General features: G+C 25.3%; 30 protein-coding genes and 1 pseudogene. 26 read left to right on the forward strand and 5 right to left on the reverse strand.

Going from position 1 to position 25,426, the window contains the following annotated elements:
- The first annotated feature begins 197 nt into the window (after positions 1–197).
- Entirely contained in the window at positions 198–617 is a 420-nt protein-coding gene (locus tag T324_RS0101450) for a DUF2513 domain-containing protein (RefSeq protein ID WP_028328659.1), read from the forward strand.
- 7 nt (positions 618–624) lie between these two features.
- On the opposite strand, the gene T324_RS0101455 is transcribed toward T324_RS0101450, so the two are convergent.
- Entirely contained in the window at positions 625–1,644 is a 1,020-nt protein-coding gene (locus tag T324_RS0101455) for a DUF2806 domain-containing protein (protein ID WP_028328660.1), read from the reverse strand.
- Between the two features lie 146 nt (positions 1,645–1,790).
- Between T324_RS0101455 and T324_RS18925 the strand changes: the two are divergent.
- The 17 genes and pseudogenes from T324_RS18925 (at position 1,791) to T324_RS16445 (ending at position 15,788) form a co-directional block, all read left to right on the forward strand.
- Positions 1,791–2,413, forward strand: a pseudogene (locus T324_RS18925) (glycoside hydrolase family 19 protein).
- Positions 2,406–3,239: a hypothetical protein gene (locus T324_RS0101465; protein WP_028328661.1), complete on the forward strand. Its 834-nt coding sequence runs from the start codon at positions 2,406–2,408 to the stop codon at positions 3,237–3,239. The pseudogene T324_RS18925 and the gene T324_RS0101465 overlap by 8 nt, the downstream one beginning before the upstream one ends.
- 111 nt (positions 3,240–3,350) lie before the next feature.
- Positions 3,351–3,626: a hypothetical protein gene (locus T324_RS0101475; RefSeq protein WP_028328662.1), complete on the forward strand. Its 276-nt coding sequence runs from the start codon at positions 3,351–3,353 to the stop codon at positions 3,624–3,626.
- 121 nt (positions 3,627–3,747) lie between these two features.
- Positions 3,748–4,002, forward strand: coding sequence for a hypothetical protein (locus tag T324_RS0101480; RefSeq protein WP_239649034.1), 255 nt, complete (start codon positions 3,748–3,750; stop codon positions 4,000–4,002).
- A 7-nt stretch (positions 4,003–4,009) separates the two neighbouring features.
- Positions 4,010–4,252: a hypothetical protein gene (locus T324_RS16425; RefSeq protein ID WP_028328664.1), complete on the forward strand. Its 243-nt coding sequence runs from the start codon at positions 4,010–4,012 to the stop codon at positions 4,250–4,252.
- A complete protein-coding gene (locus tag T324_RS18675; protein ID WP_245580743.1) occupies positions 4,242–4,415 on the forward strand; it encodes a DUF3486 family protein in 174 nt (57 codons plus the stop codon). Before T324_RS16425 ends, T324_RS18675 begins: the two co-directional genes overlap by 11 nt.
- 7 nt (positions 4,416–4,422) lie before the next feature.
- Positions 4,423–4,716: a DUF3486 family protein gene (locus T324_RS18680; protein WP_245580742.1), complete on the forward strand. Its 294-nt coding sequence runs from the start codon at positions 4,423–4,425 to the stop codon at positions 4,714–4,716.
- 101 nt (positions 4,717–4,817) lie between these two features.
- Complete coding sequence (locus T324_RS0101495; protein WP_028328665.1) at positions 4,818–6,284, forward strand: terminase large subunit domain-containing protein; 1,467 nt, start codon at positions 4,818–4,820, stop codon at positions 6,282–6,284.
- Between the two features lie 124 nt (positions 6,285–6,408).
- On the forward strand, positions 6,409–8,397 hold the full coding sequence (locus T324_RS0101500; RefSeq protein WP_028328666.1) for a phage tail tape measure protein: 1,989 nt from the start codon (positions 6,409–6,411) through the stop codon (positions 8,395–8,397).
- A gap of 40 nt (positions 8,398–8,437) precedes the next feature.
- Positions 8,438–9,751 carry a methyl-accepting chemotaxis protein gene (locus T324_RS0101505; protein WP_028328667.1) on the forward strand — a complete coding sequence of 438 codons (1,314 nt, stop codon included), beginning with the start codon at positions 8,438–8,440 and terminating at the stop codon, positions 9,749–9,751.
- A 17-nt stretch (positions 9,752–9,768) separates the two neighbouring features.
- A complete protein-coding gene (locus T324_RS0101510) occupies positions 9,769–10,779 on the forward strand; it encodes a hypothetical protein (protein ID WP_028328668.1) in 1,011 nt (336 codons plus the stop codon).
- Between the two features lie 3 nt (positions 10,780–10,782).
- On the forward strand, positions 10,783–11,349 hold the full coding sequence (locus T324_RS0101515) for a hypothetical protein (protein WP_028328669.1): 567 nt from the start codon (positions 10,783–10,785) through the stop codon (positions 11,347–11,349).
- 1 nt (position 11,350) lies between these two features.
- The gene (locus tag T324_RS0101520) at positions 11,351–11,674 is read left to right on the forward strand and encodes a phage GP46 family protein (protein ID WP_028328670.1); all 324 of its coding nucleotides are present in this window, start codon (positions 11,351–11,353) and stop codon (positions 11,672–11,674) included.
- Entirely contained in the window at positions 11,667–12,713 is a 1,047-nt protein-coding gene (locus T324_RS0101525) for a baseplate J/gp47 family protein (protein ID WP_028328671.1), read from the forward strand. The genes T324_RS0101520 and T324_RS0101525 overlap by 8 nt, the downstream gene beginning before the upstream one ends.
- Positions 12,704–13,270 (forward strand): hypothetical protein, encoded by a 567-nt coding sequence (locus T324_RS16435; RefSeq protein ID WP_038374941.1) that lies wholly within the window; start codon positions 12,704–12,706, stop codon positions 13,268–13,270. The genes T324_RS0101525 and T324_RS16435 overlap by 10 nt, the downstream gene beginning before the upstream one ends.
- A 14-nt stretch (positions 13,271–13,284) precedes the next feature.
- Positions 13,285–14,724: a hypothetical protein gene (locus tag T324_RS17615; RefSeq protein ID WP_051436760.1), complete on the forward strand. Its 1,440-nt coding sequence runs from the start codon at positions 13,285–13,287 to the stop codon at positions 14,722–14,724.
- Between the two features lie 467 nt (positions 14,725–15,191).
- Positions 15,192–15,788: a DUF4145 domain-containing protein gene (locus tag T324_RS16445; RefSeq protein ID WP_051436761.1), complete on the forward strand. Its 597-nt coding sequence runs from the start codon at positions 15,192–15,194 to the stop codon at positions 15,786–15,788.
- Positions 15,789–15,810: 22 nt separating this feature from the next.
- On the opposite strand, the gene T324_RS16450 is transcribed toward T324_RS16445, so the two are convergent.
- The gene (locus T324_RS16450) at positions 15,811–16,044 is read right to left on the reverse strand and encodes a hypothetical protein (RefSeq protein ID WP_245580604.1); all 234 of its coding nucleotides are present in this window, start codon (positions 16,042–16,044) and stop codon (positions 15,811–15,813) included.
- Positions 16,045–16,272: 228 nt separating this feature from the next.
- Between T324_RS16450 and T324_RS0101550 the strand changes: the two genes are divergently transcribed.
- From T324_RS0101550 to T324_RS18685, 6 genes are all read left to right on the forward strand, one after another.
- On the forward strand, positions 16,273–16,977 hold the full coding sequence (locus T324_RS0101550) for a hypothetical protein (RefSeq protein WP_028328673.1): 705 nt from the start codon (positions 16,273–16,275) through the stop codon (positions 16,975–16,977).
- Positions 16,978–17,063: 86 nt separating this feature from the next.
- Positions 17,064–18,227: a hypothetical protein gene (locus T324_RS0101555; protein WP_028328674.1), complete on the forward strand. Its 1,164-nt coding sequence runs from the start codon at positions 17,064–17,066 to the stop codon at positions 18,225–18,227.
- 680 nt (positions 18,228–18,907) lie between these two features.
- The gene (locus T324_RS0101565) at positions 18,908–19,267 is read left to right on the forward strand and encodes a Smr/MutS family protein (RefSeq protein ID WP_028328676.1); all 360 of its coding nucleotides are present in this window, start codon (positions 18,908–18,910) and stop codon (positions 19,265–19,267) included.
- 37 nt (positions 19,268–19,304) lie between these two features.
- Positions 19,305–20,012, forward strand: coding sequence for a helix-turn-helix domain-containing protein (locus tag T324_RS0101570; protein WP_028328677.1), 708 nt, complete (start codon positions 19,305–19,307; stop codon positions 20,010–20,012).
- 124 nt (positions 20,013–20,136) lie between these two features.
- Positions 20,137–20,832: a MerR family transcriptional regulator gene (locus T324_RS17840; RefSeq protein ID WP_245580605.1), complete on the forward strand. Its 696-nt coding sequence runs from the start codon at positions 20,137–20,139 to the stop codon at positions 20,830–20,832.
- A gap of 14 nt (positions 20,833–20,846) precedes the next feature.
- Positions 20,847–20,975 (forward strand): hypothetical protein, encoded by a 129-nt coding sequence (locus T324_RS18685; RefSeq protein WP_281171789.1) that lies wholly within the window; start codon positions 20,847–20,849, stop codon positions 20,973–20,975.
- A gap of 207 nt (positions 20,976–21,182) precedes the next feature.
- Here T324_RS18685 and T324_RS0101585 read toward each other — a convergent pair whose 3' ends face one another.
- On the reverse strand, positions 21,183–21,683 hold the full coding sequence (locus T324_RS0101585) for a type 1 glutamine amidotransferase domain-containing protein (protein WP_028328679.1): 501 nt from the start codon (positions 21,681–21,683) through the stop codon (positions 21,183–21,185).
- A gap of 141 nt (positions 21,684–21,824) precedes the next feature.
- On the opposite strand from T324_RS0101585, the gene T324_RS0101590 reads away from it, so the two are divergent.
- Positions 21,825–22,202, forward strand: a complete 378-nt coding sequence (locus tag T324_RS0101590) for a hypothetical protein (protein ID WP_028328680.1) — start codon at positions 21,825–21,827, stop codon at positions 22,200–22,202.
- Positions 22,203–22,225: 23 nt separating this feature from the next.
- Here the strand turns inward: T324_RS0101590 and T324_RS0101595 are convergent, their stop codons facing one another.
- Together T324_RS0101595 and T324_RS0101600 are read right to left on the reverse strand one after the other, a co-directional pair.
- Positions 22,226–23,026, reverse strand: coding sequence for a hypothetical protein (locus tag T324_RS0101595; protein WP_028328681.1), 801 nt, complete (start codon positions 23,024–23,026; stop codon positions 22,226–22,228).
- Positions 23,027–23,153: 127 nt separating this feature from the next.
- Positions 23,154–24,335: an AGE family epimerase/isomerase gene (locus tag T324_RS0101600; protein ID WP_028328682.1), complete on the reverse strand. Its 1,182-nt coding sequence runs from the start codon at positions 24,333–24,335 to the stop codon at positions 23,154–23,156.
- A gap of 158 nt (positions 24,336–24,493) precedes the next feature.
- Between T324_RS0101600 and T324_RS0101605 the strand changes: the two genes are divergently transcribed.
- The gene (locus tag T324_RS0101605; RefSeq protein WP_028328683.1) at positions 24,494–25,351 is read left to right on the forward strand and encodes a DUF438 domain-containing protein; all 858 of its coding nucleotides are present in this window, start codon (positions 24,494–24,496) and stop codon (positions 25,349–25,351) included.
- Positions 25,352–25,426: the final 75 nt, after the last annotated feature.

Consider the following 25,426-nt stretch of genomic DNA (forward strand, 5'->3'; position numbering starts at 1 on the left):
TTGATAAATACAAGCAATAGACCATCACACAACAGCGAATAAGCGGGATTTAACGGGATAAAGCGGTATTTAGTGAAATGTAAAAAGAAAAAGAACCAACACATTATGCAATTAATTTAATAATTTTTATATATAAAACGATGAAAAAAACTCATTTTAATATATAATTTAATCACAAAACACTAGGAAATTATATAATGAAAATAAACTACGAATTAATTAGAAATATACTTGAAGTTATGGAAGAACATAAAAATCATGAAATACTTGGAAAAGAACTATTAGATAAATTAAACATCAAAGTACCAGAAGATGATAATAATGAAGAAGAAATTTTATTATATGATAATTTAGTAGGACATATTAAAATTTTATTTGATAATGAATGTATAGATAATGATTTCAATAATAAGGAAAATAAATATGGATTTACTTATTTGTTATCTACTAACTTTCCATTAATTAATGGAGCTTATAGAATTACAGCAAAAGGATATGATTTTCTAAGCGGTTTAAAAGAAGATAAAGTATTTTCTAAAATAAAAGATTTTTCAATTAATGTAGCTATAGAAGCTGCCAAACAATTATTAGTAAAACTAGCTTTAGGAAATTTATAAACAACAACTATATATCATTAATTAAATTTTCATTTTCATCTATAGTATAAATTATATCATTCTTAAAATCTATATACTTAATTCTTTTCACTTCATATTCACAACTATTTTTAAAATTCTCTTTTATTGACTTAATATTATCAATAAAAAAGTCATCATTACTACATTTATCGTCTATTAATTCTAATATTTCTTTTCCAGATTCAGAAAGTTTAAATACATTTACATTCATAAGGTTTATAATCAATATATTAGTATTTTTATTTTTATTTTTTGATAATTTAAATAAATAATTGTTATTAGATATAACTATTTCACTACTTATTGTTAAATTTAAGTCATTAAGACTACTTATAACACCCGAATCCATAAGTTTAGTTATGTCTGAAAGAGAAATACCATATTTTTGTAATAAAGTTAAATTTTTAAATATATATTTTTCTCTTTCTTTGCCATAAAATAATAATTTAGCAACTTTAGTAAATAATTCTGCTTCATCAGTAGTCATATTTTTTAATGTTTCTAAAGTTCTATATGAAAAACTACCAGGCTGTTTTATCTCTCCTGCTAATAATTTAGCCCATAAATCCTGAATATCTTCATTGCTTATATCTTGAACAATATTAAAATATCTAGTAAACCAATCCTTATCCACAGGTTTATCAGAAACATCCTCTTCATCTTTTAATATATCATAAGTTTTAGAAATAACATTTTGAATATTAGAAGTTCTTGATAATTCCTGATTTACTAATCTTGCTTTTGTGTTTTCTAATAATATATTAGCATTACTTATTTCTGTTCCATTATTATGATTTATATTAAGATTTGAATTTTTAGTTATAAATTCTAATATTTTTTCTATTTCATATATTTTGTCATCTGTTTCTAATTTTCTTTTATAAGATTCAGCATCAGCAATTCTTTTTATATGATACGGCTCATATATTTTCCAACCAAAACCTCTTAATAAATCAATAAGTTTTTCTATAGCTTTACCAACTCCAGCTATATCATTGATATCCATAATAACCCCTTATAAAGCACTATGTATAAATGATAAATCTTTAATATTTTTTGTCAATATATATAAAAAATCTAAAAATCTTTAGTCTATAAAAGTTCATTAAAAATCTATAATCTGAATATAATTAAATGAAGGCAGGTATATAAATGCTTACAAAAGATATTCTTAAAAAATCAGGAATAAATCAAAAATGGTATGAAGTATTAAGTAAAAGTTTTGATAAATATCATATATGCAAATCTGATAACAAAGAAGAAAATATAAATGAATTAGCTATGTTTTTGGCACAATGCGGACATGAAAGCATTAATTTCACAAAATTAGAAGAAAATCTAAATTATTCAGCAAATACATTATTAAAAATATTTCCAAAATATTTTAAGGATATTAATGAAGCCAGAGAAGTTGTAAGCAAGGGTAAAGAAGCTATAGAAACAGAATATACGGAGGAAGACTAGGAAACGGTAAAAATGAAGGATACAAATATAGAGGCAGAGGCATTATACAGCTTACAGGAAAAAATAATTATAAAAAATACGGAGAAAAATTAGGGATTAATTTGGTTGATAATCCAGATTTAGCATCATCAGAATTAATAGCATCAAATATAGCATGCTGCTATTGGATAGAAAGAGGTTTACAGCCATTTGCAAGAAAAGGCGATGTAAAAACAGTAACAAAAATGATAAATGGAGGCTATAACGGACTAGAGGACAGAGAAAAAAGATTCAAAAATATACTAAAAATATTAGAGGCTGTTAATGACTGATATACTGACCGCTTTTTCTATAATAATAGCTTGTATAACTATACTTATAATAGGCAATTGGGTAAGAGAACTTATTATAAATAATAAGCAGGCTAAAGTAAAAGCCAATCTTAAAATTGGAGAATTAGAGTTTGGAAATGATAAAATTATCTCAGAAAAACCTATAGAAAAACAAAATAATTTAGTTTCTAATGCTTTTAAATCTCCAAAAGAGCTTGATGTATTAGGAGCTAAAAATAACAGTGAAATATTAGCTTATTATCACGGAGATAATGAAAATGGAAATAGGTTTCAATATGACAATAATATTACTTCTTTGACAGTCTATAAAGAATACAGCAATATTATAAGTCAAAGTACATTGAAAGTTCAGAGTAAAATAATTAGTTATATAGCCAGAAATCATATACTTAATAAAGATAAATCTGAGTTTGAAGAGTATGTAAAAGAAAAAAGAATAGAAATTATAAATATATATAATACAGCTTTATCCAAAAGCGACATTGAAAGTATAAGAAGATTAGGATTAGAAAATATTTGCAATTTTTATTATATGATTATTTTAGATAATCTAAAAGAGATTTATAAATCAATATATAATAATCATAAAGTACAATATGATAAACGTAATAATTTTCTGAGAAATCTTAAAAATCTTCCTGCCAAAGATAGGTTAAAAAGCTATGATGTTTTTATCAATAATAATTTTACGGAAACAACAATAAAAGATAGTGAAATAGTTTTGGAAAGTTTAGAATATTTACAAAAATTTTTACTAGGAATATTTCACGACAGTATAAAATATAATGGAATTAGACAAAAATAAAAAACTTGAATGCCTGCTGAAGCAATTCAGCAGGAGGTTATAATGAAAGTTTTTTATTTTAGCAATAATAAAATATTTCACGACAGTATAAAATATAATGGAGTTAGATAAATGAGTTTTATAGACAAGCATAATGCAAATAAGAAATTATTAATTTATACAAGTATAGTCAGTTTTATTTTAGGCTGTATTTGGGTATTTGTTAATTTAATTTGGAGAGGCAGGACAGTAACTAAAGAAGAGGCAATAGCAGTTGTAATAATTCTTCTTGGGCTTAATGCTGTTAGTTTTGGAAGCGACTTGAGAGGATTTTTAAAAATATTAAAAGGAGGAAATGAAAAAGAAAAAAGATTAGAAGAAGTAAATACAATAAAAGATAATAAATAAAATGACAATAATAATCAGTATAATAATTAATTTTTTAAAGACAAAACTATTAAGTTTTTTGAAATCAAAATATTTTATATATTTTTTGATTGCAGGTATTTTACTTGGATATATAAGTTTTTTGAATTGTACAATAAAAATAAAAGACAACAAAATCAAATCTTTAGAAAAAGAAATATATACAACAAAATTAAATATTTCAAATATTATACTAGAGAAAGAAATGATTTTTGATAATGAAAGAAAAATAATGCTTGAAAGTTTCAGCAATAGTAATGAAGCTATAGAAAATATAAAAGAAAGTTATCTTAAAAGCGATGAAATAAAGGCATTAAATACTATTATAAATGATTATTATAAAAATATAAAAAATTAAGGAATATATGAAAATAAAATATTTAATTTTAATACTTATATTTTTAGTAAGCTGTACTGCTAAATATATAACCATACCATTATCACAGACGCCTAGTTTTTATGAGCCTAATAATAATATAAATACAAGTAAAGAACTTATTAAAGAATATCAAAAAAGTATTATAAAAATATCAGAATGGCAAATTTGGTATAATGTACAAACAGGAAGTAATTACTATAAAATAAGAGGCAGTAATAATGGCACCTAAAAGCAACATAGATAAACTTGATAAAAAAACAAAAGAAGAAATTATAGAACTTTTGCAAGACAGTACGGTAAGATATATTGATATTGCTAATATTATCAATGAGAAATTGGGAAAAAAAGCAGTGTCAAAATCTGGTATATCAAGATATAAGAAAAAGATTTGATAATTTATTGGATAAGAAAAAAGAAATAGAGGCAATAGCTTCAGCTTGGAAAGATAAAACAGGCGATGAATTAGGCAATATTTTAGGCAAGCAGACTATGGAAGAAATAAGAATGCTTATCTATGATTTTGTAGGTTCATTGCAGGAAATACAAAACAGCGAGGTAGCAAATATGGATATAAAAGAAATAGAGAAAATGTCTAACTCTATAGAAAAGGCAACAAAAGGAATAATCAATCTTGAAAATGCTATATCGAAAAATAATCAGCATACAGAAGAGATAAAAAATAAAGCCCTTTAAGAGGCACAAATTAAAGCCATTAATAATGCTAATTCTGCAGGAATATCTCAGGAAACAGTTAATACAATATTCAGAGATGTATTTAATATTAATAATTAAAAATGAATAACAAATTAAAAAATAAAAAGATACTTTTACCCTATCAGGAAAAATGGCTTATTAATCAGGATAAAGTAAAAGTTTGGGAGAAATCAAGAAGAATAGGAGCTTCTTATGTTGAAGCTTTAAATTGTGTATTAAAAGCATCATTATCAAAAAAAGAAAATGGTATGAGCTGTTATTATATATCTTATGCAAAAGATATGACACAGCAATTTATTAAAGATGCTGCTTTTTGGGCTAAATTACTTAATATAGCATGTGAAGATTTTGGAGAAACAGTTATAAAAGATGAAAACAAAGATATAACAATTTATAAAATAAGATTTGAATCAGGTTTTGAGATATGGGGGCTTCCTTCTGTACCTCGTTCTATAAGAAGTAAACAAGGTCATATAGTTATTGATGAAGCAGCATTCTGCGATGATTTAAAAGAATTATTAAAAGCAGCATTAGCTATGCTTATGTGGGGAGGAAGCGTTTTAATACTTTCTACTCATAACGGAGAAGATAATCAATTTAATTTGCTTGTAAAAGATATTGAATCTGGAAGGAAAGATTATTATTTACAAACAACTGATATTGATGAGGCATTAAAAGACGGTCTTTATAAAAAAATATGTGAAATATCTAAAGAAGAATACAGTAAAAGTAAAGAACAAGAATGGCTAAAATCTATAATTAAAGATTATGGAGAGGCTTATGAAGAAGAACTTTACTGCATACCTTCAAAAAATGGAGATAAATATTTTAATAGAGCATTATTAGAAACTGTAGCTGATGAAAAAATAGAAGTGTTTAGATTCTATGAAAAAGATGATTTTACTTTCAAAACAGAAAATGAAAGATATGCAAAAATGTTGGAATATTTCAATATTGTTAAGCATTTATTTACAAATATAAAAGATGAAGTAGTTTTAGGAGAAGATTTTGCAAGGAGCGGAGATTTAACAGTTTTATGGTTTGAAAAAATAAAACTTAGTAAAAATAAAATAAAAACTCTATGTGTTATAGAATTAAGAAATATTCCATTCAGTAATCAGGAACAATTTATTTTACTATGCATAAATGAACTTGGAAGAAAGTTTTTAGGAGCTGCTTTCGATGCTAGAGGCAATGGACAAATGATAGCGGAGAATCTTTCATTAGCATATAGAGGTTTAATTTTAGAAGTAATGATAACTAGAAAATGGTATGCAGAAAATATGCCTAAGCTAAAAAGTGCAGTTGAAGATAAAACTACAAATATTCCAAAAGATAATTTTATTATAGATGATTTTTTGCAGGCTGAAGTTTGGCAAGGAATACCTCTTATAAGAGAAAGGACAGGCATAAGAGGAAATAAAAGACATGGCGACAGCTTAATAGCTAAAGTTATGGCAATATATGCTATTAATGAATTAGAGTTAAATATATACCAAAAGATAACTTATGAACCTGTAAAAACTCAAAATTGTTGGAGAACATAAAAGGAGGTGAGCCGAGCCTTCACGGTAAAGAGTGAAACGAATTACCGTGCTATTATTTAGGCGACCAATGTAGGCACCCTTGCGGGTGGGCGAACATTGCCTTCGGCACGCAGGAGCGGCAACAATGAGTAATATAACAGCTGGCGTTTTAATAAAATTAAAAGATCAATTCTCTTCTGGTATTGATAAGGCTTCCAATAAAGTTAATTCTTTTCAGAGTAAAATGCAGGGAGCTTTTTCAAAAATAGATGGGATATTAAACTCTACAGCAAGTAATTTAGCTACTTTAGGAGTTTCTATAGGCGTAGGTGCTACAATTAATAAAATGATAGCATTTGAAGATAGGATAAATAAAATCGGAACTATAGCAAGAAGAAATGCTAAAGATGTAGAAACAGCAGAAAAACAATTAAATGGTTTAAGCGAAGCTATATATAAAGCAGCTATGCAGCCAGATATTAAAGTAGATGCAAATGAAATTATTGATGCTATGGACATTATAATGACTAAAACAGGCAATATGGATTTTGCTAAAGAAAATATAGAAAATATTGGAAGAGCTATGAGAGCATTTGGGGCTTCTGGTTCTGATATAGGCTCAATGATGTCTGAGTTTTCTAAATTGAATTATTCTGCTGAAGAAACTGCAAAACTAATGGATGAGCTTTATTATCAAGGAAATCAGGGTGCTTTTACGGCTTCAGAGTTTGCTAAATTTGGACCAGCTATAATAGCAGCTTATTCAAGTATTGGAACAGCTTCAGAAGATTTGAAAAATGCCAATGCTGTTATGCAGGTATTAACTGCAGGTACAGGGGATGCATCAGCTTCTGTTACTGTTCTTGAAAGTATTATGAGTGATTTAACTAATCCAGAAATACAAGAAAAATTACAAAATCTAGGAAATATTATAGGAGCAGACTTTTCTGTTAGAGATAGTGAGGGAAATTTTAAAGATTTGCATGAAATAATTATGAAAATAGTAAATGCAAAAGATAAAATGGGCGGTAATTTTGATATGCTATCAGATGTTTTTGGATCGGATTTATCAAGAGAAGCCATAAAGCATTTTGATAATTATGATGAGATATTGGAAAAAGTTTTAGATGTTTCTAATGCTCAGGGACAAGTAAATGCATCTGCAATGGAAAATGCACAAAGTTTGGCAGCTAATATACAAAACTTGCAGACAGCTTTTGATTCTTTTGCCAATAAAAATGTAGCACCATATTTAGAAAAAGTTACAGGAATATTAAATGATTTTGCTAAAAATCCTGAAAGATTTGATGCCGTATTCAAAGTTATAGCAGCTGGATTTGGAATATTTATGACAGCAAAATTGGTATCAGGGGTTGCTAATACAATTAGTTCAATAAACAGTTTGAAAAATATGGCAAAAGGCAATATATCATCTACGCTGCAAGCGGACAGTCGTCATATACAAGGAACAGGAACTCCTATTCCTGTTTTTGTTACAAATATGGGACAGTTTTTTTCAAATGGAAATAATTCTAACACATTCAATGTAGGTCAATCATCTTCAAATATACCAAATATCAATAATGGAAAAATGACTTGGAAAAGTTTAGGAAAAACAGCAGGTGCTATGGGTGCTGCTGTTACTGCTATACCAATGGCTATAAGCGGATTTATGGCTGCTAATGATCCTTCACTTTCAAAAAAAGAACAAAATAAAATGAAAGGTGAGGCTGTTGGAGGAGCCGTTGGAAGTATTGCGGGTACAGCTATAGGAACTAGTGCTGGAGCTGCTACTTCCGCTGCTATAGGTTCAGTTGTTCCTGGACTTGGCACAGCTATAGGGGCTTTAGTAGGTGCTGGTGTTGGTATTGCGGGAGGATATTTAGGAAGCAAACTTGGCGGAAAAATTGGAGAAAGTTTGACTAAAGAAGATACTTTAGAAAAAACTATTACTGCTAATAATATACAAAATAACAATGCTCAGGTTGAAATGAAAGGAGCTGCTAATATTGGAGTAGATATAAAATTGACAGATGAAAGAACTTATTATAAAGCTACTCCATACAATAATAACATACCAAATATAAATATACAAACAGGAAATATTGAAGAAATAAGAAATTATTCTTCTTAAATAACTAAAACATAAAAAATCCACTGTTAATAGGATAAAAATGGGTAATAGTAGTAATTTTCAATATCCTAGCTCTTCATCTTGGAGAGAGGCTTATGATATACAAAGCCTTGTAAAATATGAAGCTCCTAATATGGAAGCTGTTTATTTCTTATATGATAATATAAATATTTCAGGCGGACAGTCTTTAGATAATTCAAGTTATCCTAATTTTGGGTATTGGAGTAATACTTCAATTAATGAATCTGTTAATAAAATAAGAGTATCTGGCTTTTTAAGAGATGAAGAATATTTAAATAAAAAAATAGATTTAATAAATGCTTTTAAGATAAAAACAGATGATGAAAATCCAGCTTTTATTTTTTTACCTCTTTATCCCAGATTAAAAGTAACTTTAGAAAACTGGTCTATAGATGAAAAAGCAAATGAAAATGGTCAATGTAAAATAGAACTTAATTTTAATCTATGTGCTGATAGAAAAAATGATGAAAATTATAATTTTCTTAATATAGAAGATGCTAAAAACAATGTTCAGGAAATAGCTAATAAAAATCTTGAAAAGAAATTAGAGAATAATTTTAATTATGATACTTTTTTATCAGGTATAAATAATGTATCAAGTAAACTTTCAAATGTTATTGGAATGATACAAGGAAAAGCAGATTATATTAATGATATGGCAAGGGCTATAAATACAATATCTTCTACAATCGCTCAAGGAATTAGAACTCCTTCAGTTTTCGCTGATGCTTTACAGAATGTTGTATCTTCAATAGTTAATGGAATAATAGATATAAAACAGTCTGTAAATGAAACTGCTGAAAGCTCAAAATCATTCGCCGCAGGCGGCACGCAAGGTGGGCAGACGCCACAGTCGTCAATTAACAGCATACTTCCAATAGAAAATGCAAAAAATAATGAAAAAAAAGTTTTACTTCAGTTTCTTAATTTTTATAATTATGATACTACAAAAGATACAATTTCTTTTAATGAAATGAATACTGCAAAAGAAAGTGATAATTTTATTAAAATAATTGCAGTTACTGCTGTTGCTAGTATTATAATTCAAATAGATGATAGTAAGGAAAAAATAAAAAATTATTTAGAACTATATGACAAATTAAATGATTCTATAAATAAAGATGATTATGAACTTAATAATGCTTTAATAGACTTAAAAATATCTGTTATAGAAGAATTGAAAATAAAAGAATTAAAGAAATTAAGAAAAATTAAGTTCAATAAGAATATGACATTATTAAATGCAGAGCATTTTTTGAACTCATACAATTTGAGAGATTTTAATTTTATAGAAGATAGTTTTGTACTTCCTAAAGAAATATTTTATGTTTAAATAGGAGTATTATTAAAATGCATATTAAAGTTTATGCTGGAAAAAGCAAGAGATTAATTAATTATAATTCAATTATTATAAAAAAGAGTATTGATGAAATATGTAATACTGCTGATATAGTATGTCCTTTAAGCGAATTAAAAAAAGTAGAAAAGCATGACAGGATAATAATAAAGGCTCTTATGTGGAATAATGAGGAGAGAAATGTAACAACTACTTTAGTTGATGATATTAGTGCAGTATTAAATAATAATCAAAAGCAGATGACTATACATTCACGTTCTTATGCAAGAGATATAATAGATTCTACAGATTCAGGAAGAATTGAAGGCGGTACATTAGTAGAGGTAGTAAGAAAAATAGCACAAAAATATAATTCTAATATAGTAGTATCACATTACCCTACAAACAAAGATAATTCACCTCCTATAGCATCTTTTACATGGGAAAATGAAAGTGTTTGGCAGAAACTGCTTACTATAGCAGAAAATAATGGCTATGCAATAGCTTCAAATCAAGCGTCTAATCTATATGTATGGGCTAGAAATACATATTTGGCAAATAATGCAAATCATAAAATCATAGAAGGAAAAAATATAAAATCAGCATCTTTAAATAAGAGAGGATATGAGCAGTTTAATTGCTATAGAATAAAAGGAAATTATGGAATAGGAGAAAAGTTTGATTATAAATGCGATACAAAAAGGGTATTTACACTATTTTTTACAGATGAAAATATATCTCAAAAAGAACTTTTAAATAGAGCTGAATCAGAATTAAAAAGAAGAAAATCAGATGAATTAAATATTAATATGTATGGTTGGGGATTATCATATGAGGAAATAGAAAATAAAAAAATAAAAAATAATGATAAGATAGAAGTATTTTATGAGCCTAAGCAAAAAATAAAAGTTAATATTCCTTCTTTTGGAATAGATGACTATAAAGTAATTAAAAGTGTTGAGCTTGTTCTTAATAATGAAGAGTTTTCATCTAATATAATTTTAGTAGATGAAGGAGCTGTATAAAATATGTCTTTGCCTAATCTTATTTCATCTATATCTTCTAAAATAGCAAATATGATAACTATTTCAAAATTTATAAAAAGAAATAATGATGATACTATTCAAGTAAAATCTTCTTATGATAAAACAATAGAAAAAAAAGAATTATTTCCTTATGGATTTATTGCAAAAGCTAAAGAAGGAGAAGTAATTATTTTATCTAAAGGCGGTAATTTTGACAGCTCTCAAATATTGCCTATTTTATCTAGTGATAAAGCTCCTGAAATTAAAGAAGGAGATACATGTATATATAATGAAAAAATATCAATAATTATAAATGAGGATATGATAAAAATAGGAGGAGATGATTTCGGCGGACTTATAAAAATAGAAGAATTAAAAAAAGAATTGGAAAAAAATAATCAAATACTTCAAGCTATATTAAATATATGTTTAGGAGCTCCTATACCAGAAGCTGGAAATGGAGCAAACTCTGCTTTTCAGCTTGCTTTAAGTACTGCTTTAGCTGGAAAGACAATTGCTAATTTTAGTAGTATAGAAAATACAAAAATAGTGCATGGAGCCAATAATTGAAATGTTAGAAATAGATCTAAACAAATATAATAATATAGAATATCTTGTTTCTATGAGCATTTATTCAAATAAAAATAAATGGTGGGCAGACAATGATTTTGGCAGCGATTTATTTGCAAAAAAAAATAAATTAAGCAAAGAAACTCAAAATGAAGTAAAAAGAATAATAACTGATTCTCTTGAATGGATAGTTGAAGACGGACTTGCAAAAGATATAGAAGTTGATACTGAAATAGAAAATAAAAGCAGATTAAATTATTCTGTTTTAGTCAGAAAGCCTGATAATAATACAGAAATTATAAAAGGAGTGTGGGATAATGAATGAATCTTTAGAGCAATTAAAATTAAAAATATTAAATCAATATTACAGTGAATTAAATCCTCTTGAAAATACTCCTAAATATAATTTAGTAAAAGTAATAGCAAATGTAGAAGCTGGTATTCAATATTCCCTTTTAGGTGATATAGAGTTTTTAAAAAAACAAATATTTCCTGATACAGCAGAAAAGGATTTTTTAAGAGCTCATTGGGCTGACAGAGTACCGCCTCTATATGCTGAGGTGGCGAGCGGAAGTATTTTGGTAAAAGGTATTGCTGGTGTTTCAATTCCTTCAGGCTCAGTATTTAGATCTGAACAAGGTAATAATTATTTTATGACAAAAACGTACATCATAGCAGAAAATGGAAGTGTAGAAATAGAAGTTCAGGCTGAAAATGCAGGTACCAGCTACAATTTAAAATCAGAATCTAAATTAAAATTAGCTTCTAATTTAATAGCAAATGTAGAAAGTGAAGCTGTTGTTCAAAGAGATATAGCAGGAGGAACAGATGGAGAAACAGATGAGGCTTATTTAATTAGAGTATTAAATTATATAAAAGGAAACAGTAATGGAGGAAATGGAGATTTTGCTGATGAAGCATTGAACTCATCATCAGAAGTAAGCAAAGCATTTGAGTTTAGAAATTTTAATGTATTTGGTGCTTTGCTTGTAGTTGTAATAGGAGGAAATGCAGATACTGGCTTTATGAAAGTATCAAACATAGATAAAGTTCAAGAGCATATAGAAAAAAAATATCCATATACAATATTTACAGTAAAAACTCCAGAAATTATAACTGTAAATATAACTATAGAATTAAAAAGAGAAGAAGATACTGTAGGAATTAGAGAAATGATTACATCTACTATTAAAGAATATTTTAATAAAAGAGTAAAGCCTGATATGGAAATAAAAGAAGCATTAATCAAAAATCTTATAGTTGATGATATTAATGTTACAGAAGCTAATGTTGAAATAGAAGGAGGAGATAAATACTATAATCAATTAGAATATGCTGTTTTAGGAACTATAACATGGAACTAAATATTAAAGATGAAAAAACTTATTTTGAAGCTGTAAAAAGTCTTTATCCTGAAGGGGTATTTTTTGAAAGTCAGTTTGAAAATGAAAACTCTGATATGTCTAAATTAGCAAAACTTCAGGCTGATATGATAAAAAAAATAAAATTAGAATTAAAGAAATTATGGCTTGAAGCCAGGCTTGAAACTTGTACAGAAGATACGATAGAAGATTATGAAAGAATACACTCTAAGGAAATAAGAAATGGTTTAAGTTTAGAAAAAAGAAAATTACTTATTTTGCAAAATGATTTGCTTGTTTCTCAAAACCCAAAAGATACTATTAACAATCTTATAAAAAATGATTATCAAACAGAAATATTAAATATTAATGCTAATCATAAAATATCTGTATTCGGACATGCATCTTTTGGTCATACAAGACTTTATAATTATAGAGCATTTTGTTCAGTAATAATAAAATTAAAAAAGATAGAAGATTCAAATAAAAAAATAGAATTAGAAGAGTTTTTAATAAATTTATTTGATGCAAATAAAATAATATTTTTTGATTATGTATAAAGGAGTTAATTTTTATGTCATTATATCCTAAAGACCAAGAAATCACAGTTTTTGGAGAAAATATAAAATATCCGAATATGGGAGAAGATGGAAAGTTTACAAATGGAAGTTTTTCTGACCCTAAAATTAAGCCTTCTTTTATTCCAGCTGAAACTATAAACCTTATTTTGGATAATTTGGAAAATGTTATAAAAGAAGCTGGTATTGAAAGTAATAATCAAGATACAAATCAATTGATAAATGCTGTAAAAAAACTTGCTGGAGATAATGTCAGTAAATTTAAATATAAATTAGAAGAATTTGATACTGGTAAAATTTGGATAGATGACAGAATTATATACGGCAGAGTATTTGTAATAGAAAATTTAAATACTCAGCATTTTCCTATAGAGATTCATACATTTGATGATATAGATAAAATGATAGACTATAAAATAATAGGTGTTTATAATTATGATGTTGTAAAACAGCTATTCAAAGATTATTTAATAGGTAAAGATAAAATGCCTGCTATTTTAGCTTTATATATAGAAAACAACATTTTATATTTTCATTGTTTAACAAATCCAGATCTAATTATAAATAATAATGACAATAAATTAGAAATATATATAGAATATATAAAAAATAATAAAACTTTACTTATTATAAATCCATTATCTTTAGATTTATATGAAGATATAGACAGGATATCAGAATTGCAGGTAAATACAGATGCTGAAACTTTTGAAGCTAGAATAGAAAATCAAGAAATAGCTTCATTAATTATAGAAGAAAATAAATTAAGAGTTGTACAAAAAAAGATAGGAAGTTCAAATATAATAATAGAAGCTCATGCATCTGGAAGAGAAAAAGCAAGCGTAACTATACCAATACAGATAAAAGAAAGACCAATTACAACTTTAACTTTATCATCTCAAAGCGGTGAAGTTAAGCAAGATGAAACTATTTCAATTACTGCTGATACTAATGCTGATAGTATAGAAGCTCAAATAAATAATTCTAATGCTCAAATAAGTGTATCTGGAAAAACTATTAATATTATTGGTAAAAATGTAGGTTCTTCAATTATTACAGTAAAAGCACAGATACCAAACTCTTTGGAAGTTAGTAAAAATTATAATTTAAATATTTTAGAAAATATATATTATAATTCGTTAATATATGGCAAAATAACTTCAAATTCAGCGTCATGGGGATACAATATATTAACAATTAATTGGACAAATAATAATTGGGATTGGAATTCTGGAAGAAATAATGTAGTAATTAAAACATATAATAGTAATAATCTTTTACAAACTATAAAATGTAATTATTATATTAGCTATTTTTCTCCAAATGTACAAAGTTCTAATGCATATTTTAAAAAAGATGGCGAAAAATTATTAGCATATCAATCAAGACTTAATAATGTCGAATCTATTACTGATATAGTAATATTTTCAGCATAATAAGTACTAATAGCCACTATTTTTATGGCTAGTTTTTTTGAATACCTTTTATTTTGGGATAGCATTTTGTTTTGGGCATTATTTAGTATCGTAATATATACTTTTTTATAATTAGCTCCGTTTTCTAATTTGTATAAATCTTCTAAAACGTTGCCTTGAATAGTTTGAGGTTTATACACAGTTTTATAAACCTCTAAAAATTTCTTATTTCTTACTTCCAATGATAAGTGAGGTGTTTTATTTTCTATAATCTCTTCTTCTTTAATATATTTAATATCTGGAGCTAAAATTATATTAGAACAGCTTAAAATAAAAATAACAATAATAATAAAAATGATTTAATATACATATATGCTTATATTAGCATGATGTAAATTCAAGTCAAGGCAAAAAGGCTATATTTAACTTGATTTAAAAAATATTTATTTATTATAAATAATGTTAATAATAAAATGGAGCTATTTTTTATGGAAAACTATACAAATCTAAAATGGCAATCAATAGATGAATATAAATCTATAAGTTTTATATGTTGGAATTGTGGAGAAAATATTGCATCAGAAAAAGCATATGGAGCAACATATTATTCTACAGGTTACAAAAAAAATTTTTATATAGGATTAGTTTATATATGTCATAAATGTAATGCTCCAAACATATTTAATAGAGATGGAGATCCTATAATAAAACCTCCTTATGGTAAGAATATTGATAAATTACCAAATGAAATAAGAGAAGCGTATAATGAAGCTAGAAAATGTATGCAAGTTGGAGCATATACTGCTGCTAGTATGATTTTAAGAAAAATATTAATGAATGTAGCTGTTTCTGAAGGAAAAGAAGAAGGTGATACATTCAAAAATTATATAGATTATTTAGACAATGAAGGTATCATACATAAAAAACAAAAAGGTCTTATAAATAAAGTTAGAGAAATAGGAAATGAAGCTAATCATGAGATTAAATCTGTATCTGAAGAAGATGCTCAATATATATTTAAATTAATTGAGCATCTATTGTTAAATAATTATGAATTTATAGATAATGATAACTCCCCAAATTAAGCTCATATTTAATATTATGCAATTAATTTAATAAATATATTCGTTGGTTTTTGACTCGTTTTTTGTTGGGGTTATCATCTTTTGCCTTTCTTATCTTTTTTGCTAAACTTTTCTTATATTTTCTGCTTGATTTGTTTATATATTCTTTTAAATCATTATAGTTAATATTTAAAGTTCTGCTTAAATGCTCAAATGTAGGATTTTCTTTTTTTATTAGATTATAAATAGAATCTTCCAGCTTTTTTGTATATTTCATTATGCCGCCTATTTGATAAAAAATAATTTATAATATAATCAAAAAGTATAAGTAATTATAAGCATTTTATTGATGTCTTACACAGGTAATGAAATGAATTATAAAAAATATAGTTTATAATATAAAGACTATATTTTTTATTTGATATACTGTTATACATTTAAAGCTGTAATAGAGTTTACAGGCATAAATATAAAATAATTTTTATTAGCAATAATAGGAGCATTTATGAAAAGTATCAATATAGAAAAAAGAGAATATAAAATATTAACAGATAAATTTTCTTCTTACACAGATAAGGATAAACGTATAGAAAATAAATACATTCTAAATTCATTAAAGGATATTATAGAAAATAAAGAGAGTAAAAAGATTTATATTAAATCAAAAGCATCAGGACATCAATTAAAGAAAAGAAAAAATAAACCTTATAATGTTAATGAGGTTAATATAAGCTATAAATCAAAAAATATTTTTATTTATGATATTGAATGCTACTCAGTAAAAGAAATTGATATAACAGGCATTATAAAAAATTATAGAAATGATATATTATTTTTTGAGATAGGCGTATTTTTAGATTTGTTTGAATTTTTGTACAATATAAGCACACATAAAAGTATGATGAAAATTTTTTATGAATATAAAGATAATGATGATAATATATTTTATATGCATTATAAATTTGATTTAACTAAGAAAATAAAAAAAATACAAAATTATTATGATAAATCTATTTTGCCTGCATACAGAATTAATAGTAAATCAAACAATAAAATAAAGCTGGTTTATTCTTTGGAGCATTTGGATATTTTAAAAAAAATAGATCAGTTTGAAAGTTTAAAACTAGATGTAAAGCAGATAGAGGATATATTTTTTAATTTAAAAAGTACATATACTTACGGAGAATATGAGAAAGAAGAAAAATTATAGAAAAAAGAATAAGGCTTATAGAAGAACTTGTAGAATCTTATGAATCATCAGAATTGGAAAATAATATACGTAGGATTTTATATTCATTGGATGATAGGAATGTAAATATAGGAGATATCATAGAGCTGATACTTTCATATCCTAAAAAAAGCAGAATATCAGTAAATGAAGATAAAACTTTTTATTATTTGATTTTTAAAATTAAGTATTTATTTTTTGAAGATAGAGATACTTTTTTTAGTAAAATAACTTCTCCTTTTGCAGGCGATAAGAGCGAGGATTATGAAATTATATTAAGGCTTTATTTAGATAAATATAAAGAGATGAAAGATAGAAATAAAGAATCATTGGATAAAGAATATAATGATGAACATTGTCAAATATACGGATATGATAATTTAAATCATGATGATTATTTAATAAATGAAGAGAAGCTAAGTGAAATAAATATATTGAACAGAGGATATTGCTTTAATAAATTATTTTTAAGTTTAGATTTTTATGAAACAAGAAGCTATAGAGTGGATTTTTCAAATATTTATAAGCTTAGAAATAAATATTATGAATATATGGATTTGCTTTTTTATTTACTAGATTTAAGAATAGATCATAATATAAAAATTGTTTATGGTAATGAAGAAGTTATTAATGATATAATTTCTTCTTTAGAAGATATTAATGCTGTTCAGAAAATAGCTGAGAGATTTCATTTTTTAGATTATTTTAATACAGATAAATATCATAATTATAGTAAGACAATAATGAATAGAATAAACAGAATAAAAATAAACTTTGCTTTTAAATATATAGAAGAGATAAAAGAACATATTAATAATGAAAATAGAAAGTATAGAGAATATGATGAAGCATTTAATTATATAATAGATTTTATAGAGTTTACTAAAGATATTCAGGCGAAAAAAAAGTATATTAAAGAAGGCGAATATACAGAAGAAGAATATTACAGGTATTATAATGATGAGTATAAAAACTATAATAGAAACGAAGCAGAAATTTTTGAAGCTGATGATAATGATTTGAAGATTATAGAAAATGTTAAAAAAGATTTTTTAAAAGAAGGCATATATTTTGGAGATTATTTTTCTGGATATTTTGATGAAATAGGATATGAGGAGAGAAAAAAAATAGAAGAAGATTATAAAAAATATAGAGCAATATTTTTTGAGAACAATTATAAAATAATATACAAAAAGCTAAAGCAGATGGAATTGGGAGAAAAAATTATATAAACTTGACAGCATATAAGAACAGAAATGATATAATAAATGAAAAAGAGGATTATTTTATTTATCGATATTTTTTAAATTATATGAATTATATATATCAGAAGAAATATTATATTGATTTTTTTAAGGTGAACAAAATAGATTTGAAGAAAATATATATAGAGAAAACAAATATTTTTGAAGAGTATGATGATGATTATGAATCTGTTCCTTTTTGGTTGGATAATTAAATAATATACTAAAATTTAATTTTTATTTCATGCCATAAAAATTCTAAGTTCAAATTTTCAGTAATATATTAGTCTAATCCTATAAGTTTTATTGTATATTCGGCATTATATATATAAATATAACATAAGGTATATATGAGGGTATTTATAAAAAATAAAAAATACATAAATTAATTTTTTTCTATGTTTGTTAGAATATCTTAATTGACTTTAAGAATTATAAAATTTTTTATGATATCCTACAAAGGTTATCAAGTGTATTTTTATGTATATTTGCTATCATATATATAAAGGGCTTACTGGAGGGATATATGAGTTATAATATATGGTTCATTATAATAAAAGAAAGGCTTATTCCAATATAGATTAATATCAGTATTTTATAACCTATTATAAAGATTAAAGTCAAATTAATATATTAATATACAGTGAAATTTTTGCTGGAGGAATATTATGCCTAAAATAAAATTAGATTACTTGAATTTAGGAGGTATTATGAAAAAAGATAGAATGATTAAGCGTAAAATATACCGTGATAACGGAAATTATGTTATAGATTTGCATAACTTTACAGTAAGTGAAGCAATAGATTTTATTGATCATACAATACTTCATTATTACTATATAAATAATATTAACTCTCCGTTAGAAATAATATATGGAAGAGGACTTCATAATGGAATAGGTCATTCAGTATTAAGGGATCATGTTATAAATAGAATTTATGAATTGAAAAAGAAAGGTCATGTTCTTAAATGGAAGCAGAATAAATGCAAAAAAGGCGGAGCTATAATTGTATATGTGAATGTATGATTAGATGGATTATATAAATATTTTTAAGGAGAAAAAAATGGCTAGAAGAAATAAAGATAATGAAGTATATGACAACAGCAAAAGAGATGTTAATGAAAAAGACATTATTTATTATATAGCAGGAAAAGAATATATACTTCCAAGCAAGTCAAAAGCTGATAAAAATTCATTTTTGCAAATAGGAGATTTCTTTAATGAATTGATAAGGGATAAAATAATAAATGATGGAGATATAGATTTAAAAATTTTGAGAAAATGGGATGAGAAGGAGATACTTCCAGCATACAGAAAGGCTAAGGGTGCTATTAGAACAGAAACAAGATTTTACAGCAGAGATCATATACAGATGATTAAAGAAATACTAAGACTTAAAAAGATAGGCTTTGATATATCGGATATAGAGAGAGTTCTATTTTTTAATGAAAGAGAAGATGTTGTTCTTTTGGAGAAATCTATAAAAAATAAAGAAGATTTTTCCAAAATGAAAAAGACTATAAATAACATGGAGGATATGGAAACTAAATTAATAACCCCTTCAATAGAAACAGTAATGCATATTATTAATTTGGATAAATACAAAACAAATGGTAAATGCGGTAAATTAAAAAAAGAACATGCTTTTGTTATTGCTTTTGTAGATATAGTTAAAAAGGCTTGTTCTTCTTATGACGGATGTTCTTTTAATAAATCTTACTTTAAGGAGGAGATGATTAATATAATAGATAAGTATAAGAAATTGCTTTAATACTATTATACATGTATTAGGGGATATATATATATATAAATGTCTATGATTTTTATTTTTATACTATGTACAAAAAACTTAATATTATTTATATATAATATATGTTTTTTGTACGGGTATGAAAATGAAAAATGATAATAAAATAAATATTAATAATAATAATGCTGAATATTTTATAAATAAAGTAAGGCATACATTAACTTCAAGAGATGATATTAATAAAAATGATTTAATGTCTATAGGTGAGTTTATAGATTTTCTTAAATGCGAAGGTATAGAAGATGTTACATTAAAGAATATGAGGGACTGGGATAATAAGGGTATACTTCCTGCATATAGAGTTCCTCAGGGAAAATCAAGGGAGGATGTTAGATATTATACTAATGAGCATTTAAATATAGTGAAGGAGATATTGTATTTAAAGTCAATAGGTTTGGAAGTGCCAGATATTTATAAAATAATATTTGAAAATGAAGATATTGATATTATATTTTTGTATAAATCTGTAAAAAATTTGGAGGATTTTAAAAAAATGAAAGATATTATAAAAAATATTGATGAGATGGAAAAGGAATTAATAGTACCTATAATAAAAAATATAAAAAATGAGTTTATAAAAAATAATGATAAAATTGATGAAAGCTATATAAAGAAACTCATATTCAATTATAAAAATGCAGATTTAGACAAAGAAGATATTACTATGCTTTCTTTTATACTAATGCTTTTAAGTGCTTTTTCATCATACAATGAAGAAGATAATTCTTTTGATAAAGCAAAATTTTCTGATTTTATGCTTGATATATTAAGCAAATATTAATTAAGGAGTAAAGTATGAGTAAAAAACCTAATCATGAAGCAGATATTTCAAATGCTAATAAAGGCACATCTGGAACGAATAAAACATACGATAAGAATCAAGGCAATAGAGGAAAACAATTAAACCCTAACCAAAAAAAATAACCTAATACCTAATTTTTTTCTCCTAGTGGATTTATATATTCATTAGGAGTTTTTATTGTATACACTTTTATTTTTCATTAAAAACAGATTAGATAGGTATTAATAATTTTTTATGATAATTAATTAGAAATAATATAAACAGCAAAACTTTAAATTATACTCTTAAACTTTATTTAAGAGCATAATTTATTCACATTATAAAATATTTTATTTTAATTTTTTTATTAATTCTTTAGCAAAATAAGGCAAATCATTAGGACATCTTGAAGTAATAATATTTCCGCATACTACTACAGGTTCATTTTTATAATTTGCTTTGGCATTGATTAAATCATCTTTTATAGATATATAGCATGTAGCCTCTTTTCCTTCTAATACATTTGCAGATATTAAAGTTTGCTGTCCATGACATATTGCAGCTATAGGAAGATTATTATCAACAAAATATTTTATGATTTTTTTTACATCTTCATTTCCTCTTATAGCCTCAGGTGCTCTTCCTCCTGGTATTATAAGAGCTTTATAATTTTCAGGATTAACCTCTGAAAAATCTAATTTAGCCTCAACTTCAAAAAAATATTCCCCAGATATAGTTCCTTTTTTTAAAGCAGCAATATCAACTTCTATACCTTCTTCTATAAGTCTGAAATAAGGGTAAAATAATTCTGAATCTTCAAAGAAATTATCGCTAAGTATTAATGCTTTCATTTTTTATACTCCTTAAAATTTTATGTGCAAATATAATATTATATTATAATAATTTTTCAATTATAAATTTATCAACATACTTGTTATAAATAATAATTACTATATAATAAAAGTTATAATTATATAAGAGGTTAAAGTATTATGAGTAAAAAAATAACAATAATTCTATCAATTTTATTTTCTTTTTTTGTATTAAGCTGCGGCAATTCCAGCGATGCTTATACATCTGCAAGCCAAAAAACTAAGGAGGTAAATCCAAGCAAAGGAATTACTAATTATATAGGGGATTGGAATGCTTCATTTGCTAATAATAACAGTTTTGATATTAATATAAAATCAGAATCCGATATGATGTATAATAATTTAAAAGTTTCATCTGTAGAAGATTTAGGAAATGACAAATATAAAATGAATATAGAATCTGATAAGCCTTTTTCCGTTTCTATAAAATTTCAATCCGATACAGAAGGAACTATTGAAGATGATTCTCATGGTATAGGAACCATATTAAAAAAATAATATATTAATAATTAGAGATTTTTTTAATTGTTCTCTTCTTCATTATTATCTTCTTCTTCATCTTCTTCAAGCTGGGCACTATTAACAAAATCTCTATTTAAAAAGAATAAAGCTATTATTATTTTGAAATAAGTGTCAAATATATATAAAGATATTGAAGAGATAAAATAGTATAACAAACCTTCTTTTGTGTCTATAGGAGCAGAAGGGAAAGTTATTAAGAAAACTGTTTTGAATATGAATATAAAAGATATTATAAAGAAAGCTTTGAAGAAATTAGATTTGATTAATTTATAAGAATATTTTAAAGCATCTATTCCCCAAGTATGCCTAAGAGCACAAATATTTTGAACGAACATAAATAATACTATTAATATTATTCCAGGTATTATAAAGAATGTTAATCCCATAAATACTATAATGGCAAATATAAATAAAGTAACTAATGTAGGAATGAGAAGTGTAAAACTTTTTAAAATAGCCCAAGAAGCTGTTTTTCTTTTTCTATAAATTAATCCTTCTACAAGAAGCGATATGGCTATAATAGATATAGTATCTAAAATAAGAGATAAAATAGTATTTATATAAAAACCTATATTAACTTCATTTTTAAACCAATTTATTAATTGTGCTAAAGTGGATATTTTTTCCGGGTCAAATATAGTAGGAGGAAAATATACCGTAGTTAATATTAAAGGCATACCGCATATAAATCCTACTATAATAAAGTTAATAAAATTTACTCTGAACATAGAAAAAGAAATCGTAAATAAATCTAATGTTTCTAAATCATTCTTTTCAAGCTTCCTTCTTAATGAAAACATAAAATTCCTTTGAATATAGTCGATTTTTATTTTAACCTATAGCAGTTAAAATTACAAATTAAAATTTTAAGCAAAAAAGCTGAACTTTTTAAATAAAGTTCAGCTTTATTTATTATATTTTTATTTTTTATTTTGCATTAATAGCGTCAATTATTTCTACACATTTCATATACATTCTAGGAATATGGAAAGGTCCTTTATACATATTTCCTTTTAAGTCAGTTGATATTGTTCCATCTCTGTGAAGATATCCGAACCATTCACCGTATTCTGTATCAATGAATTTTTTAGTATACTCTTTAACCATATCATGCTTTTCTAAATATTTATCATCTTTAGTGAAATAGTAGCAGTATAAAGCAGCAATAGCAGCTTCAGTTTGAGGCCACCAGAATTTCATGTCATGGTGATATTCGCTTTTAGCTTTTCCAAGTACATCCATATATTGAATAATACCGCCGTACTCTTTATCCCAACCCCATTCCCACATCCAGTCAAATATTTTAATACCTAGGGCTTTTAATTTTTCATCATGATTTCTTTCTATAGCTTCTCTTAATATGAACCAAGAAGATTCTATAGCATGACCAGGATTTAATAATCTTCCTTCAAAGTGATCTTGCAAAGTACCGTCAGGATTGCATTGTTCAAGTACTGCTTTTTTCTCTTCATATAAAAATAACTGTATATTAGAAAGAAGATTATCAATGTATTTATTATAATAATCTTTATTTTCCGGATCAGCTTTTCTTAATTCCTGAACAGTTGCAAGCATTATCATAGGAGGGCCGAAAGCTATAGTAGGTCTGTTTACTGCATCAAATTTTGGTACTAAAAGTCCTTCTTTTTGATAGCGGTCTATATTATCAAGTATTTCTCTAGCCTTTTTAACATAGCTTTTATCTCCGCTAGCTCTTGAGTATGCAGCCATAGCAACTAAACAAAATGTTTCTGAAAAGTAATATCTTAATCTTTTTATTATAGGCTTTCCGTCTTCTGTAACTCTGAAATACATTCTTCCGTCACCTGCTTTATCAAAACAATATTTTTCTAAAAAGTCTATTCCTAATTTAGCAGCTTCTAAATACTCTGGTTTTTTCTCAAAATCAGCATAAAGAGTAGACAATACCCAAGCAAATCTTCCTTGAAACCATACGGATTTATCTGTTTCTATAAGCGTGCCTTTTCTATCTAATGCAGTGTAATATCCGCCATGTTTTTTATCAAGTCCGTTTTTAAGCCAAAATGGTATAATATTTTCTTTTAACATCTGAAGATATTCATTTTTTACTTCATTTAAATTACTCATATTAAAATTCCTTAATATTTTATTAATATACTATCTTCATATTAACAGATTGATATTATAAAAGCAATAATAAAAAAAAATTTATGTTGTTTTATTTGACTATTTTTTAGAAAGCATATAAAATATGTTAGAATAATCAAACAAATAAAGGAAGTTATATGATATCTTTTGAATTAATTGATATAAATGATACAGTATACAATATATGCAGCAGATACCCAAAACTTAAAGAAGCTTTATATGAATTAGGTTTTAATAATATAAAAAATCCAATAATGTTTAATACAGCAGCAAAGGTAATCACTTTAAAAGGAGCTCTTAAATTTAAGAAAATTAATTTTAATAAATTAAAACATAAATTTAATGAGTATGGTTTTGATTTAAAAAAATATAGCATTTCAAATTCAGATGAAAGAAATGATATATTAAAATCTCTTATAGTAAAGCTGCATAATGGAGGGGATATTGATTTAATAAAAAGAGAGTTTGAAGGTAAATTGATTAAGGTATCAGCTGAAGAAGTTCATAATGCCATGCATGAATTGGTTAATGATGGTATGAGTATTGATGAGGCTAAGCATTTTTTCTATATTAGAACATTGATTTTAAAAGATGCTATGGATAATTCTAATATTGAATATGATTATGAAGCTGTAGTATTATTTAAAAATGAAAACAGATATATAGAAGATTTATTGAATAATAAAATTTTATCTTCTGAACTTTATGATAAACTTCATGAACATTATTCTAAGAAAGAGAGCCTATTTTTTACAGCTTTAAAAAAATATGGAAATGATGAGCCTTCAAAAGTTATGTCCAAAGTAGATAGAGATATTTTAAATGAATTAAATTTAATAATCAAAAACAATGATTTTGAAGGTATGAAAGATTTCAAAAATAATATTTATGATATGATATTTAAAGAAGAAAATATTTTGCTTCCTCTTTGTGCTTCTGTGTTTTCAAAAGAAGATTTTGATAATATAGCTGAATATTATAAAGCAAATAATTAATTACCCTAAAATATAATTTTTTAGAATAGTTAGTATTTATAATAATATTAACTATTCTTTTTTTATGAATAATGT

Origin of the sequence: Brachyspira alvinipulli ATCC 51933 (assembly GCF_000518245.1) — a bacterium.
In the GTDB taxonomy this organism is placed as follows: Bacteria; Spirochaetota; Brachyspiria; order Brachyspirales; family Brachyspiraceae; genus Brachyspira; species Brachyspira alvinipulli.